The 15,224-nt window shown below is 58.9% G+C and carries 9 protein-coding genes; 5 read left to right on the top strand and 4 right to left on the bottom strand.

Annotation, left to right across the window (positions count from 1 at the left end):
- Positions 1 to 29: 29 nt before the first annotated feature.
- The 5 genes from AEYBE204_RS29990 (at position 30) to AEYBE204_RS29970 (ending at position 9,718) form a co-directional block, all read left to right on the top strand.
- The gene (locus AEYBE204_RS29990) at positions 30 to 3,005 is read left to right on the top strand and encodes a TonB-dependent receptor (RefSeq protein ID WP_023462202.1); all 2,976 of its coding nucleotides are present in this window, start codon (positions 30 to 32) and stop codon (positions 3,003 to 3,005) included.
- A 150-nt stretch (positions 3,006 to 3,155) separates the two neighbouring features.
- Positions 3,156 to 4,448, top strand: coding sequence for a glycoside hydrolase family 43 protein (locus tag AEYBE204_RS29985; protein WP_023462201.1), 1,293 nt, complete (start codon positions 3,156 to 3,158; stop codon positions 4,446 to 4,448).
- Between the two features lie 42 nt (positions 4,449 to 4,490).
- A complete protein-coding gene (locus AEYBE204_RS29980) occupies positions 4,491 to 6,539 on the top strand; it encodes a beta-galactosidase (protein ID WP_023462200.1) in 2,049 nt (682 codons plus the stop codon).
- 63 nt (positions 6,540 to 6,602) lie between these two features.
- Entirely contained in the window at positions 6,603 to 8,624 is a 2,022-nt protein-coding gene (locus tag AEYBE204_RS29975; RefSeq protein WP_023462199.1) for a beta-galactosidase, read from the top strand.
- Between the two features lie 50 nt (positions 8,625 to 8,674).
- Positions 8,675 to 9,718, top strand: coding sequence for a family 43 glycosylhydrolase (locus AEYBE204_RS29970; protein ID WP_023462198.1), 1,044 nt, complete (start codon positions 8,675 to 8,677; stop codon positions 9,716 to 9,718).
- Between the two features lie 10 nt (positions 9,719 to 9,728).
- Here AEYBE204_RS29970 and AEYBE204_RS29965 read toward each other — a convergent pair whose 3' ends face one another.
- From AEYBE204_RS29965 to AEYBE204_RS29950, 4 genes are all read right to left on the bottom strand, one after another.
- Positions 9,729 to 12,239 (bottom strand): beta-galactosidase, encoded by a 2,511-nt coding sequence (locus AEYBE204_RS29965; protein ID WP_031230471.1) that lies wholly within the window; start codon positions 12,237 to 12,239, stop codon positions 9,729 to 9,731.
- Between the two features lie 102 nt (positions 12,240 to 12,341).
- Entirely contained in the window at positions 12,342 to 13,073 is a 732-nt protein-coding gene (locus AEYBE204_RS29960) for an SDR family NAD(P)-dependent oxidoreductase (RefSeq protein ID WP_023462196.1), read from the bottom strand.
- A 2-nt stretch (positions 13,074 to 13,075) separates the two neighbouring features.
- Positions 13,076 to 14,266, bottom strand: a complete 1,191-nt coding sequence (gene dgoD / locus AEYBE204_RS29955) for a galactonate dehydratase (RefSeq protein ID WP_023462195.1) — start codon at positions 14,264 to 14,266, stop codon at positions 13,076 to 13,078.
- A 106-nt stretch (positions 14,267 to 14,372) separates the two neighbouring features.
- Entirely contained in the window at positions 14,373 to 15,080 is a 708-nt protein-coding gene (locus AEYBE204_RS29950) for a FadR/GntR family transcriptional regulator (RefSeq protein WP_023462194.1), read from the bottom strand.
- Positions 15,081 to 15,224 lie beyond the last annotated feature (144 nt).

Genomic DNA, 15,224 nt, shown 5'->3' with positions numbered 1-15,224 from the left:
AAGTGAGCCGGGATATTCAGGAGAGAGAAATGACGAAAATCACGCCATCCCGGCGCCTTTTACAACCTTCGCTGCTCGTTATCGCCGGCCTTCTGGCGGCGACGACAAGCCATGCCCAGACAGCAGAGACCGCGCCTTCCAGCGACGAAACCGTTGTTGTCGTGAAGGGCTTCCGTGCCTCGCTGGCCAGCGCCCTTAACGTGAAGAAAAAGGCCGACGGCATCGTTGATGTCATCAAGGCCGAAGACATCGCCAAATTCCCCGACGCCAATCTGGCCGAGTCCCTCCAACGCGTGCCGGGCGTGTCGCTGACGCGCGGCGACGGCGGCGAAGGCAAGCAAATCACGGTTCGCGGCCTCAATGCCGGCTTCACCCGCGTCCGTATCAACGGCATCGAAGGTGTGACCGCCACCGGCGCATCGGACATCAACGGTTCGACCAACCGCGGCCGCGGTTTCGACTTCTCGGTCTTCGCCTCGGAACTGTTCAACAGCCTTGAGGTGCGCAAAACCTCCGAAGCCGCCATCGAAGAGGGCAGCCTTGGGGCCACGGTCGATCTGCGCACCGCCCGTCCGTTCGATTTCAAGGGCAAGGCTCTGAGCGTCGGCGTTCAAGCCTTTAACAACTCGCTGTCGGGTAAGACCGAGCCGCGTTACACCGGTCTTTACTCCAACCGCTGGACCACCGGTTTCGGTGAAGTCGGTGCCTTGGTGTCGCTGGCCTGGTCCAAGCGTACCGCGACCGAAGAAGGTTACGAAGCGGTCGAACTGCTGAGTGCCAGCAACGACGGCGGCTTCTGTTCGCCCGTCGGCTATACGCCGCAAAGCCCTGCCAATGACGCCGTCAAGGGCGTGACCGCCACGAACTGCGGCGTCGGTGTACCGCGTACCTCCAATCTGGCCGCATATAACAGCGTCTTTTCGCGCGTAGACGATTATGGCGGCACCGTCGCGTCTCCGGCCGCGGGTTCGGGTGCGTTCGCCCCGCGTATTCCGCGTTACCGTCGTTCGGTAACCCAGTATGAGCGTTTGGGCTTCACAGGCTCCTTGCAATGGCGCCCGAGCCCGACGACGGAACTGAACTTCGACACCCTGATTGGCGAGTTCAAGAACGACCGTTACGACAACTACATCTCGGCCATTTCGTTTGGCCGCAGCATGGCTCAGTCGAACGGCAAGCCCCAGACCTCCATCTTGGAAACCCATTTCACCGACACCGGAAGCTGGGATTACGGCAAGTTCAACGCCGTCGATATCCGTACCGAAGGCTTGCTCGACAAATATACGACCTATTTCCAGCAGTATGTTCTGTCGGGTCACCACGACTTCAGCGACAAGTTCCGCGTCGATTTCCTGACCGGGTCGTCCTATTCGGACCTCAAGGAGCCGATGCGCGCCACCGTGCAGTTCGATGCGCCGAACGTGAACGGCTTCTCGTTCGATTTCCGCGGTGATCGCAATGTGCCGACGCTGAACTTCGGCATCGACGTCGCCAATCCGGCCAACTTCACCTTCGCGCCGCAGGAAGCCGACGGTACCTTCCACGGTCAGTTCGTCGGTCGCTTCCTCCAGACTAAGAACACGCTGAAGACGACCGAGCTTAATGCGCGCTACGACTTCACAGACAACTTTACCCTACGTGGCGGACTGTCGTCGCGTCAGAATACCTGGACGAACGTCGAACTGGGGTCGGGTGGTAACGGGCTGGCCTTGCCCGCTGGCGTGTCCCTATCGAGCCTGACACGTCAGATTTCCGGCTTCGGCGAAGATCTGGGCGGTACGGGTGTCGTCTCGTCATGGACGGCGGTCGATCTCGACAAGTTCCTCAAGGTCTTCGATATCGAATGCCATTGTGCCGCGGTCCCGGGCTCGCAATACAACATCCTCGGGCAGGTTAATCGTGGGGTCGATGAAAAGATCGATGCCGTCTATCTGATGGGTGATTTCAACTACGACCTGTTCTCGGTGCCGGTACGTGGTAATATCGGCGTTCGTCACGTCAAGACCGATGTGACCTCCTTCGCTCTGGTCAATGCCAACGGCACACTGACACCGGCGACCATCAACAACAAATATGAAGACACCCTGCCGTCCCTGAACGTGACCGCGGAACTGCCATCGAATCTGTTGCTGCGCTTCTCGGCGTCCAAGACCTTGTCGCGCCCGGAATATACGGATCTGGCACCGTCGACCTCTCTGAACTCGCAGATTCAGACCGTGACGATCGGTAACGCCCTGCTGCAACCGATCCGCGCTACGACCTACGACTTGCAGGCCGAGTGGTATTTTGCCCCGAACGCCCTGTTGTCGGTCGGCTACTTCCACAAGGACATCGACACCTTCATTCAGGGCGTGTCGGAGCGTGTGGTCTTCTCGACGCTGGGCCTGCCCGATTCGATCCTGCTGGGTCAGGGCTGCTCTATCACAGGCGGCACGCCAGCCTGTCCGACGCTGCCCAGCACGACCGTCGTCGTCAACCGCAAGGTCAACACGCCGGGCGGTCCGCTTGACGGCTTCGAAGTCAGCCTGCAAGCGCCGTTCAGCTTCCTGCCGGGTGTCTGGAAGAAGTTTGGCGTTCTGGCCAATTACACCCATGTCGACTCGAAGATCACCTACATCACGCGCGTCGATAACCCCAACACGGCGGCCAATGAGTTGTTGCAACAGACCGCTAACTTCACGGGCCTGTCGCCGGATGCGTACAATCTGACGCTCTACTACGAAGACGATAACTTCTCGGCACGGGTTTCGGCGGCGCACCGCTCGGAATACCTGCTGAACGTCCTCGGCGACGTACAGGGCCACGATTACACAATCGTCGACGGCTCGACCAATGTCGATTTCAGCATGGCCTACAACGTCAACAAGAACCTCCGCGTGACGTTCGAAGGTCAGAACCTGACCGACCAGCCCCTGCGATACGGGCGAGACTCACAACGCGACGATACGCTGCTGTACGTCCACTCCGGGCGGTCGTTCGTGCTGGGGGTTAGCTACAAGTACTAGGCGTCGGATCGGTTTCGAACCGACAACTACGCGACCGGTTTCCTCTGAGATCCTGAGCCCCGGTCGGAACTGGCAGGCACTTCCGAAAGTGCCTGCCTCTTTTCATATCGAGTGGGCCGCTTCTTGGCCCTCCTGAAAGGCATGAGCCGAATGACACTGAAGCCTCTGATGTTCGCCACCGCTGCCTGTTTGGCCATGACTCTTCCGGTGATGGCGCAAGTGTCGCCATCGGCTGTGCAAATCGACGATCAGTCGGCGCTCAAAGCCATCGCTGCCGACCTTATCGTCGTCAATGCCGACGCCGTCCGTGGCAATCTGACGCTGCCGACATCTCTCAACGGCGCAACCATTAGCTGGTCTTCGGGCAATGCAAAGCTCGTGACGAATACCGGTGAGGTTAGCCGTCCCAAGGGCCGTGACGCCATGGTCGTTCTGCGCGCGACCCTCAGCAAAGGCACAGCGACGGCGACCAGGGATATTCCCGTGCGGGTCGTCAAGGCGGCGAAGAAAGAGGTCAATCAGGCCTATCTGTTTGTCCACTTCACCTTCCTCGAAGAAAAAATCCACTTCAGCCTGTCCAAAGGCAATACCGCGCTCGACTGGCAGGAACTGAACAACGGCAAGCCCGTATTTACGTCGCCGATCGGCACGACAGGTCTGCGCGATCCCTATATCGTTCGTTCGCCCGAAGGCGACACCTTTTACCTGATGGCGACCGATCTGAAGTGGTTCAAAGGCGACAAGGGGCCGGATCGCAAACGCTATATTCAGGTGTGGGAATCCCACGACCTGGTCAACTGGTCCGAACAGCGCGATGTCCTCGTCTCGCCGCCGAACGTACAAAATACCTACGCGCCCGAGGCCGTGTGGGACGAGTCGATCGGGGCCTATGTCGTCTTTTGGACGTCCAAGATCGATAACAACGACTATTTCACGCCGATGTACGCCACGACGCGCGACTTCGTGACCTTCACCGAAGCTTATATCTGGCAGTCGGGCGAATGGCGGATCGACTCGACCGCGACCAAGGTCGGCGACTGGTACTACCGTTTCACCAAGTCGATCGATAAGGCCAACAACAATTGCCACGACATCGTCGAGGAGAAATCGAAAGATCTCCGCGCGCCGGGCGAGGCCTGGATCAGGGTCGATTCCTGCATCGGGGCGAAGGCCGGGATCAATGAGTCCGAAGCACCCCTGACGTTCAAATCGAACCCCGGCGATATCAACGGCGACTACTACTACATGTGGATGGAGCGCTGGATCCCTGACAAGACCTATGTGGCGCTGCGGACCAAGAGCCTTGAGACGCCCAAGTGGGAGGTGGTGCCGGTCAAGTTCCCCGTTCCGTTGCCCAAACATGGTGCCATCCTGCCGATTTCCGCCGCAGAGGCCAAGGCCTTGACCAAAAAGCATCCGACTACCGCCAGGTCTGCGAAGTAACGTCTTGGCAAACCATTTTGATTTTTACCGGAAAACATTGATATGAAACTGAAAGCTTTGATGTTGGCCGCAGCGATGCTGGTTTCGGCAACCACGCCAGTGATCGCGCAGCAGGCGAAGAGCCGCGCCGACTGGGCCGGACAGGGGCAATTGTTTGTCGGTACTTGCTACCAGCCGGTCGATCGCTCGCCTGAGCAGGTCAAGATGGACATCGCCTATATGAAAAAGGCGGGCCTGACGATCGTGCGTCTGGGCGATTTGTCGTGGGATTATTTCGAGCCGAAGGAGGGGGCGTTCGCTTTCGAAGCCTTCGATTCGGTCATGGATCAGATGCACGCTGCGGGTATCAAGGTGCTTCTCGATATTGGCGGCTCCCCTGCGCCGCAGTGGCTGCATCAGGCCTATCCCGGCGTGACGCTCGTCAAGGAGGACGGCTCGAAGCTTTATCCCGCTGAACGCTATATGGATGACATAAGCGATCCCGATTACCGTCGTCTGCTGCACCGGTTCGCCGACATATTCACCAAGCGTTATGGGAACCATCCCGCCGTCGTCGCCATTGGATACAATAACGAAATCGGTAATGGCTATATGTCGTTTTCGGAGCCGACGCGCCAGCGGTTTATCGTATGGCTGAAAGCCAAATACGGTGATCTGTCCGCGCTGAACAAGGCGTGGGCCACGCAGCGCTGGTCGCGAACCCTCACCGACTGGGATCAGATACGTATCCCCAGCGTGGCCGGTGTTGGTCCCAATGAACGTTATCTCGATATGCGCCGGTTCTGGTCCGACGCCTCGATTAGCGTGCTGGAGGACCTCGAAGCTCTGCGAAAGAAAAACGCGCCGACCAAACCCGCGATTTCGAACCTATTCAGCGATTCCGCGCGCCGGGGCTTCGATTATCTGTCGACCTATCGCCAATACACCACGCATGGAGCCTTCGGCTATTATGCGGGTAACGTCACCGCAGGCGCCTTTGAAACCATGATGATGAAGGGCGGCATGTCCACCCCGGTATGGTTCAACGAATTCCAAGCCGGGAATTTCGGATTTTACGGTGAGAAAGGCCGTTCGCGCATGCTCGGTTATTTCGGGCTGCTGAATGGGGGTCAGGCAATGCTGGCCTGGACCTTCAACAGCCACCTGGGTGGGGAAGAGCAGATTATTTTCGGCCTGATCGACCACAATGACCGCCCGTCGTGGAAGCTGGATGAATGGGGCATGATCTCGAAAGAGTTCAAGACCATGCAGACGCTGGGCTTTCCTCGTGAGCTTAAGCCCGAGGTGGCGGTTTCCTATTCGTGGGAGTCGCGTCTGGCGGCCAGTCGCGAAGCCGAGGGTGTGCGCATCAACAAATACTACACGACGCCCTATCGCGACCATAAGTACAACGCCTTCGGGCCGCTCTATAATGACAACCTCGATGTCGCCGTCATCAACATCGCCCACGAAGACCTCAGCCGATACAAGCTGCTGGTCATTCCTGGCGAATATCTGATGGAGAAGGCCGCGACCGACGCCGTACGCAAATATGTCAGCGAAGGCGGCACGGTTGTGATGACGGGCCTGTCCGACAAGGTCAACGAAAACAACCAGTTCCACAATACCGATTTGCCAGGACGGTTGAGCGACGTTTTCGGCATAAGAACGCAGGAATTCTACACCCACCCGACGTCGCTGACCGGCACCATAAACGGCGTCGAGTTCAAAACCACAAACAACTACTACGAGGTGCTGGAGCCGACGAGCGCACAGGTTTTCGCGCGCTTCTCAAACGTCGAAGGTGCACCGCCGGTCGTCACCATCAACCGTTTTGGCAAGGGTCGGGCGATCTATGTGGCGACCCAATCCCAAACTGCCGTGCTCCAGCCCCTATATCGTTATCTTTATAAGGAACTTGGCATCAAGCGCGGACCGGTCACGCCGGAAGGCGTTTTTGCCCGCGTCGTCGATGGTCGCACGCTTTATGTCAACACCAATCGCAAGACCGTAGAGGTCGAGATTCAGGGCGATAAAAAAGGTGTGCTGTCCGGAAAAAGCTGGACCGGCAAGGTGCAACTCCCAAGTCTTGGGGTGGACGTCCTCGAATAGGTATCGGGTTCAACAGGTATCAGCCGTTTATACCGCATTAATGAAGCCGTTGAAGGATAGGAAATGAAACTGAAAGCATTGATGTTCGCCACGGTCGCGCTTATGGCCGCTGCCGTCCCCGTCATGGCGCAGGAGGCGAAAACTCGCGCCGACTGGGCCGGACAGGGACAGTTGTTCGTCGGTGTCAATTATCAGCCGGTCGACCGGTCGCCGGAAGAGATCAAGCTCGATATCGCCCTCATGAAAAAGGCGGGCCTCCAAGTCGTGCGTATGGGTGACCTATCGTGGGACTATTACGAACCCAAAAACGGAGTCTTTACCTTCGATGCCTTCGATTCCGTGATGGATCAGATGCAGGCCGCCGGGATCAAAGTCGTGCTCGACATCAGCGGTTCTATTGCGCCGCAGTGGCTGCACTACGAATATCCCGGTGCCAATATCGTCAAGGAGGACGGCACGACTCAGTATCCGTCTCGGCGGTACATGGTCAATATCGCCGACCCAGATTATCGCCGTCTGCTGCACCGCTTCGCCGACACCTTCATGAAGCGCTACGGCAATCATCCCGCCGTCATCGCCATCGGTTATAATAACGAAATGGGCAATGGCTACCGCTCGTTTTCCGAAGCCGACCGTCAGCGCTATATTGTCTGGCTCAAGGCGCGCTATGGTACGCTCGATGCGCTGAACAAAGCCTGGGCGACCCAGCGCTGGTCGCGCAATATCAGTGACTGGGATCAGATCCGGCTGGCCGATGCTGCCAGTCCCGCCGAACGCTATCTGGACACCCGCCGCTTCTGGGGCGACGCGGCGGTCGATGTGCTGAAAGACCTCGAGGCCATCCGCAAACAATACGCCCCGAAAAAAGCCGCCTTGTCAAACCTGTGGCCCGACGGGCGTCTGGGTTTCGACTGGGCCTCGACCTACCGCAACTACGCTACGCACGGTGCCTTCGGATATTATGCCAACAACGTCCTGGATGGTGCTTATCAGACGGCGGAAGCCAAGGCCGGGATGATGGCACCGGTTTGGTTCAATGAGTTTCAGGCGGGACGAGAAGGCTATTACGGCGAAAAAGGTCGCTCGCCCATGCTTGCCGTCCTCGGTCTGCTGAATGGTGGCCAGGGGGTTTTGGCGTGGACGTGGAACAGCCATCTGGGCGGCGAGGAGCAGATTCTGTTCGGTTTGCTCGATCACGACAACACGCCGTCGTGGAAGCTCGACGAATGGAGCAAGCTCGCTCGTGACTTCAAAACCCTGCAAAAACTGGGCTTCCCGCGCGAGGTAAAGCCCGAGATCGCCCTGTCCAGTTCGTGGGAGTCGATGCTGGCGGCGGAGAAGGTCAAGGATTACTACACCACGCCGTATGGGACGCAAAAGCGTAACGCCTTCGACCCGCTCTATAACGACAATGTCGATGCGGCGGTGATCAACCTCGCGCATGAAGATCTGAGACGCTACAAGTTGGTGGTCGTCGCGGGCGAATATATGCTGGACACAGCGGAAACCGAGGCCGTGCGCGCCTATGTCAAAGGCGGTGGCACGGTCGTCATGACCGCCTCATCGGCCAAGGTGGGCGAGACCAATCAATGGCATAACACGGCCCTGCCGGGGCTCCTCACCGATGTTTTTGGTGTGAAAACCCACGCTTTCGACAAGAACCTTGATCCGCTGACCGGCACGATCGACGGCGCAGGCTTCACCACGACGATCAATTCGTACGAGCTACTCGAACCCTCGACTGCGCAGGTTCTGGGGCGTTTCACCAATGTCGAGGGCGCGCCGCCCGTCGTGACGGTAAATCGTTTCGGCAAGGGCAGGGCGATCTATGTGGCGACCCAGTCCCAGCCCGCCGTGCTTCAGCCGCTGTACCGGTACCTTTATAAGGAACTCGGCATCAAGCGCGGACCGGTAACACCAGAAGGCGTCTATGCCCGTGTCGTCGAGGGACGTACTCTTTACGTCAACACCAATCGCAAACCGGTCGATATCGACATCGACGGGGCCAAAAAAGGCGTCCTGTCGGGTAAGGCCTGGACGGGCAAGCTTCAACTGGGCGCGAACGGCGTCGATATCCTCGAATAATCCGGCCCTGGTCAGGGCTACATGGCACATCTGATACGAAAGGCTGCCGCATGAAAACCCTTTTGTCCGCCGCCGCTGTCATCGTCGCCCTGGCTCTGCCGGGTCAGACCGTTCACGCAGCCCCGGCACAGGCGGCGACCAGTATCACGCCCAGCGCTTTGTGGCTGGATGACCGGGGGGAGCATATTAATGCGCACGGCGGTGGTATCACCAAGGTTGGCGACACCTGGTACTGGTTTGGCGAGTACCGGCCGAAGAATGCCGTGCCGGGACGGCGCTACGTGTCGTGCTATTCGTCCAAAGACCTGATGAACTGGACGTTTCGCGGTCTGCCCATCGACATGACGGCCCCCGAGAATATTGGTCCCAACTGGGTGCTGGAACGACCCAAGGTGTTTTACAATGCCAGGACAAAGAAATTCGTGATGTATATGCACATCGACGGCCCGCTCGACCCTAACGAGACAAATCCGCACATGGCCTACAAGCTGGCGCGGATCGGTGTAGCCGTCTCCGACAAGATGACCGGACCCTATACCTATCTGCGGTCGTTCCGGCCTTTGGGTCAGGAAAGCCGTGATATCGGTCAGTTTATCGACGATGACGGCACTGCCTACCTTATCTTCGAGGCTCGTCCGACCAAGGGTTTCTTCATCGCCAGACTATCCGACGACTATCTCGACGTCGTCGAAGAGACCGCGTTCATTCAGGCCCCGATCGAAGGCGGGGCGCTGGTGCATCACGACGGGCTTTATTATCTGCTCGGCTCGGGCCTGACGGGCTGGCGCACCAATCCGAACAAATACGCGACGGCAAAATCCCTCAAAGGGCCGTGGAGCGAATTCAGGGACATCGCGCCGCCTGAAACCAACACCTATCAGTCTCAATCCACCTTGCTGCTGAAGGTCGTCGGCAGCAAACAAACGACGATCGTTTTCATGGGCGATCAGTGGAAGCCCGACAGTCAGTGGGACAGCCGCTATCTTTGGATGCCGCTGGAGATCGGCAAGGGCAAGCTATGGCTGCCGGAACCGCACGAATGGTCGATCGACGTCAAGCGCGGCACCGTTAGCTTCCCGACCAAAAAACCGTAGCCGTCTGCGCTTACGGTTTGGGCGCGGTCAGATCGAGGACCAACTCGTAAACCGGCGTCAATTTTACCGATTTGAGAACCGCTGTCTGTGTCACCGCTTCCGGTAACTGGGGTTTGTAGGCTTCGTCAATATAGATCGGCGCGTTTTTCACCAGCGGCAGAAGGGTCAGGGTCAGGGGCTTGTCAATGAGCTTTTCAAAGCGGCGCAATCCCACCGACCAGGTCGGGCCGTACCAGAATTCGTCGTCCAGCAGGGTGACCTCGCTGAAGAGCCGCGCCACGTCGCCCTGATAGTCGATGTCGAGATAGACGTCGCTCAGACCGTCCAGACTGTCGGGATCGAGCGTAAGCCGGTACGCCGCCGAACGCCCGTAGAGTTCCGGGTAAGGTTGTAGAGCCGCCTTGGCCCGCCCGCCGATGACCGGTGTCGGAACGCTCTGGGCGTCGCGGACCTGTTCGACGGTGACTTTCGGCTCACGTTTCTCGGCCTGCGCGCTGAGAACCGTAAAGATACCCGAGGCACGAGCCTTATTTAGCTTCAGGGTCGCTTGGGGTGTCTTATCGAGCGGCGGGAAGATGCCGACCTCGATAAGGGGATTGCCCCTCGACCGCGCGATGAGTCGGTCGCCGTCGCTAAGGATCGTGGCGTCGGAGCGCACCAGATGCGTTTGCCCCTTGAGGGTAAGGAGAGAGGTTTTACCGGCGGCTTCTTCGCTCAGGACGACGATGCGAATATTGCCGCCCTTGCGTTCAAGCGTAATGGCGATGCTATCGCCGGGCGTGATGGCGGAGACGACCGAGCGCCCTTCGACAAGGCGAGCCTTGCCGGTGGTGGCGCGCACCCGGACGTTCGGGGTGTTGGCGAAGGCGAATTCCGGTGTGATGCCTTTTTCCGCCACGAAGACGTAGGTGACGGTCTCGCCGTCCTTGATACGGGTGAGGGGTTGGGCCGTCGCCCAGGCCAGATTGACGCCGTCGAGATCGAAATTGAACGGCCAGATGAAATAGGCCCCGTCGGTAACGGTGACCGGGGTGTAGGGGAATTTAAGCTCACCGGCGGGCAGCTTGACGGCAAACTGAATGTCGGTCTGCGCCGCCATCTTATGCTGACGGACGTAATTGTTGAAAAAGACGAAGCCGCTGTTGGACAGAGAGCGGACGCTGTAGCGTGGGGTCGCCAGATCGCTGCGGCCTTTCGACGGGTTTGCCGGGTCGTGCGTCGCCATGGGGGCCAGACGGTCGCCAAAGCTGCGCAGAAAGATGTGGTAGGGGCGGATGGTGGTGAGGACCGAATTCGCCTGCCCATACTGCCCGAAGGGGGCCTGAAAATCGTAATTTATGATCGGCATGCCGTTGGGCGCGCCCTGAAGATCGCTTTCTTCGAGCGTGGTGTGTCCTTCGGGATTGCGACCTCCGTGATACATATAATAGCCGTAGAGGTTGGCTCCGGAGCCCAGTTGCACGGGCAACATGGCACCGATATCGTCCGAGCGGATAAGGGGCCGACGACGATACATGATCGGTACGCCGCCGCCGTATTCGGCTCCGAGAAAGGGCGTGTTGTCCATGTCCTCATAAGCGGTGCCACGGGTGCGCGGTGTGGTTTGCGCCCCGACATTGCCCGCGACGCGATTACCGAAGCGGAAGGCATAGACTTCTTTGGGCGGCAGGACGTCGGTGCGTGAACTCCAAGGTTCGTCGGCGTATCCGGCGAAGACTGGCACCACCTCGCCCTTTGGATAAATGGCCCCGTCCCAGCCGGTCACGGTATAGTAGGGGACATCGAAACCTATTTTGAGCGCCAGAGCCTTCAGGGCGGCGATGTGCTCCGCGCCTTGCCCCGTACCGGATTGGTTGTATTCGTTTTCAAGCTGGATGCCGATGACCGGCCCACCGTCCTTGAAAAGCAGGCCGCGCGACTGCTCGAAAATGCCGCGCCAGTAGCGTTCGACATAGTGCAGATACTGCGGATCGTCGCGTCGTGTCGGCATGGCGTTGACCACCCAGTCCGGTGTGCCGCCGAAGCGGACCTCGCCGTGCGCCCATGGGCCCAGACGCAGAAAAACCTTGATGTCGTGTTTGGCACATAGCGTCAGGAAAGTGCGAAGATCGCGGTCGTCGCGCCAGTTGAAGTCGCCCGCGCGTTCCTCATGATGGTTCCAGATGACGTAGGTGGCGACGATATCGACGCCGGACGCCTTCATCTTGAGGAGTTCGTCCTCCCATTCGCGCGCCGGCGTACGGGTGTAATGGAACTCGCCCATGACCGGCAACCAGGGCTTGCCGTTGTGCGTCAGATACTGGTTGTTCACTCGGAAAGTGTCACCGGCGGGCGATGTCGCGGTGCCAGTTTTCAGATGCTCGTCCCTGACCGGAGCCGGTTGAGCGATGGCATCGACATTCAGCACGGTTTGCGCCGACGCCGGGAATGCTGTCGACAGCGCAAGCAGGGCTGCGCCTTGCAACCCCCTCTTTCGCAAGGCGGTTCTATAGGGCGAATGCGACAAAGGGCGGTTGAGCATCGTTCATCTCCCGGGGTTACGAATCTTTTTAATATTATATATAATACTAATAAAAAGTGACGCCCATACCTTTGTTGCACAAGTGGTATGGTTGTGCCGTCGTCAGAGCTTGGCCAGACGCCCGCCGTCAACGGTGATTTCCGATCCGGTGACGAAGCGCGCTTCGTCGCTCAGAGCAAAGGCAATGGCGGCGGCGATGTCCTCCGCCTGACCGATATCGAGCGGATCGAGGACTTCGAGGCCGGACTTGATATTGGGGCTTTCGCGCAGCATCGGCGTATCGACCGCACCGGGCAGGATGGCATTGGCGCGAATGTTTCGTCCGCGACCCTCTATGGAGGCGGTCCGGGCCAGCGAACTGAGCGCGGCCTTGGCGGCGGCGTAAGGCCCGACCAGCGGCGAGGTCTGATGCGCATGGATACTCGACACATAGACGAGGCTACCGCCGCGGCTCATATGCTTAAACGCGTGATGCGTGAAATAGGTGGCGGCGAAGAAATTGATCGTCATGATCCGCGCCCAGTCGTTGCCGGTCAGTTCGGCCAGAGGCTGATAGATCATGGCCCCGGCGACGTTGACGAAACCGTTCACATAGCCGAAGCGTTTCAATGCTTCCGCATAGGTGCGCTCGGCCTCCGATTCGACGGAAACATCGTGGGTGCGTATAAGCACCCGATCCGGCGCGGCGACGCGCGCCTGCGTGTCTTGTAGTGCCGCGAGGTCGCGGTCGACGAGCACGAGATTGGCACCTTCGTGAGACAGGCGTTCGGCGGTTGCGCGCCCTATGCCGCTGCCCGCCCCGGTGATGATGACGGTCTTGTCCCGAAAGCGCATATCTACCACTCGCGTATATAGCCGTCCGGACCACGCCAGACCGGGTTGCGCCACGGTTCGCAGTCGCGGCTGAGCTGGCGGACCTTGTCCTCGTCGATATCGACCCCCAGACCGGGACCGTCGAAGGCTTCGACCATGCCGTTCTTAACGTCGAAAATCTCTGGATTGGTCATGTAGGATAGCAGGTCATGCCCGCCGGTATTGTAATGGATGCCGAGCGACATTTCCTGCAAGACGAAGTTCGGGGTCGCCAGCGCCAGTTGCATACATGCGGCGAGCGCAATCGGCCCCAGCGGACAATGCGGGGCGATCGCCACATCATAGGCTTCGGCCATGGCCGCCATCCGACGGACTTCGGAAATGCCCCCCGCGTGACTGAGGTCGGGTTGCAGGATATCGACAGAGGCGGCGGCCAGGAACGGTTTGATGTCCCAGCGGCTGTAAAGACGTTCACCGAGCGCAATGGGGATGGTGGTCAACTGGCTCAACTGGGCCATGGCCTCGGGATGCTCGCTGAGCAATGGCTCCTCAATGAACAGGGGGCGTAGCGGTTCCAGAGCCCGCGCCAGTTGCTTGGCCATAGGCTTATGCACCCGCCCGTGGAAGTCGAGCCCGGCATCCATGCCTTCGGCCCTGACCGCTTCGAGGCGGCTGACCGTGGCGTCAAGCGCGCGCGATGAATCGAGCCAGCCCATGTCTTCGGTGCCGTTCATCTTGACGCAGGTAAAGCCTTGTGCCTTACGCACCCGCGCCGCCTCGACCACATCGGCGGGACGGTCGCCACCGATCCATGCGTAAACAGGCAAACGGTCGCGGACCTTACCGCCCAGCAGTTGATAGACGGGGACGCCCAGCGCCTTGCCTTTCAGATCCCACAGGGCCTGATCGAGGCCGGAGAGGGCGGACATGAGTACCGGACCGCCGCGATAGAAGCCGAGGCGATAGGCGGTCTGCCAGATGTCCTCGATACGGTCGGGATCGGCGCCGATGAAGCGATCGCGCAGGGAAGCGAATGCACCCTGCACAGCTTCGGTATGGCCTTCGAGCGAAGCTTCGCCCCAGCCAACCAGACCGTTTTCGGTTTCTACACGCACGAAGAGCCAGCGCGGCGGTACGGGAAACAGATCTATGGATTTGATATGCGTCGTCAGGCGGGTCGCCTGCGCCGCCACCGAATTCGAATTGTCAAGCATGCTAGACCCTTAGTGGGCCTGTTTTGATACGCGATCCGGCCCTTATTTATGGGTCATAAGGTATAATCCGGTACCAACACTGTCAATATATATAATATAAATAATATTACTCACGCTTGGGCAGTTCGTTAATGAGGTCGAAGGCGCCCTGAATGAGGTCTCTCATCTCCTTTCGGGCCGCCTCGGACTCCCCCGCGAGAATAAGCTGCGCCACGCGGTCATGGTCCCTGGCGCTGGCACGGTGGACACCTTTAAGCTTGTTGGTGCGCATGATGCTGACGTGCAGGGCCGCCGAAATCATGTCGCGCATCTGAAGGTAAAAGCGATTGCCGCTGGCCTGAAGCACCGCCACATGAAAGGCGATGTCGGAGTGCAAAGGGTCGTCGTCACCTTTTTCCGCCGCATACATTCTTCCGATAGCGGCCTGAATTTGCGCCTTGTCGTCTTCAGTGGCAAAACGCGCCGCTAACGCGGCCGCGCCGGATTCCACGTCGAGCCGTATTTGCGTGAACTCGACCAGCAGGCGCATGGAAAATTTGCGCTCCAGCAACCAGCGTAGGACATCGGGGTCGAGCAGATTCCAGTTGTGCTCAGGCGAGACCCGGATGCCCTGCTTCGGGCGCGTGGTGATCAGGCCCTTGGCGATCAGCATCTTGACGGCTTCGCGCAGGACGGTACGGGCCGCACCATAATGTTCGCACAGCGCGCTTTCCGTAGGAAATGGGACGTCGTCGAATCGTCCGGTGACTATGCCGACGCCCAGATCCTGAACGATAGAATGGGTAACGCTGGTGCTAAAGACAGGTTGGCGCATGAGTATCCAAGCTTAGTAATTGACATACCGATATTACAATTCGATCCAAAGCTCAATTGGCACTCTAAGGAACAATGTTACCGCTCTCGGTCGCTACCGGCTGAGCAACCCGATTTCATCTATTTAGATTATTTGTAATATATT

This window comes from Asticcacaulis sp. YBE204 (assembly GCF_000495855.1).
Classification (GTDB): domain Bacteria; phylum Pseudomonadota; class Alphaproteobacteria; order Caulobacterales; family Caulobacteraceae; genus Asticcacaulis.
Note: the sequence above shows the minus strand (reverse complement) of the source record. Positions and strands in the feature narration are given on the sequence as shown.

What these genes read in the sequence shown, in the direction of transcription:
- AEYBE204_RS29990 (WP_023462202.1), top strand. Translation starts at nt 30, where the DNA reads ATGACGAAAATCACGCCATCCCGGCGCCTTTTACAACCTTCGCTGCTC.
- AEYBE204_RS29985 (WP_023462201.1), top strand. Translation starts at nt 3,156, where the DNA reads ATGACACTGAAGCCTCTGATGTTCGCCACCGCTGCCTGTTTGGCCATG.
- AEYBE204_RS29980 (WP_023462200.1), top strand. Translation starts at nt 4,491, where the DNA reads ATGAAACTGAAAGCTTTGATGTTGGCCGCAGCGATGCTGGTTTCGGCA.
- AEYBE204_RS29975 (WP_023462199.1), top strand. Translation starts at nt 6,603, where the DNA reads ATGAAACTGAAAGCATTGATGTTCGCCACGGTCGCGCTTATGGCCGCT.
- AEYBE204_RS29970 (WP_023462198.1), top strand. Translation starts at nt 8,675, where the DNA reads ATGAAAACCCTTTTGTCCGCCGCCGCTGTCATCGTCGCCCTGGCTCTG.
- AEYBE204_RS29965 (WP_031230471.1), bottom strand. Translation starts at nt 12,239, where the DNA reads ATGCTCAACCGCCCTTTGTCGCATTCGCCCTATAGAACCGCCTTGCGA.
- AEYBE204_RS29960 (WP_023462196.1), bottom strand. Translation starts at nt 13,073, where the DNA reads ATGCGCTTTCGGGACAAGACCGTCATCATCACCGGGGCGGGCAGCGGC.
- dgoD (WP_023462195.1), bottom strand. Translation starts at nt 14,266, where the DNA reads ATGCTTGACAATTCGAATTCGGTGGCGGCGCAGGCGACCCGCCTGACG.
- AEYBE204_RS29950 (WP_023462194.1), bottom strand. Translation starts at nt 15,080, where the DNA reads ATGCGCCAACCTGTCTTTAGCACCAGCGTTACCCATTCTATCGTTCAG.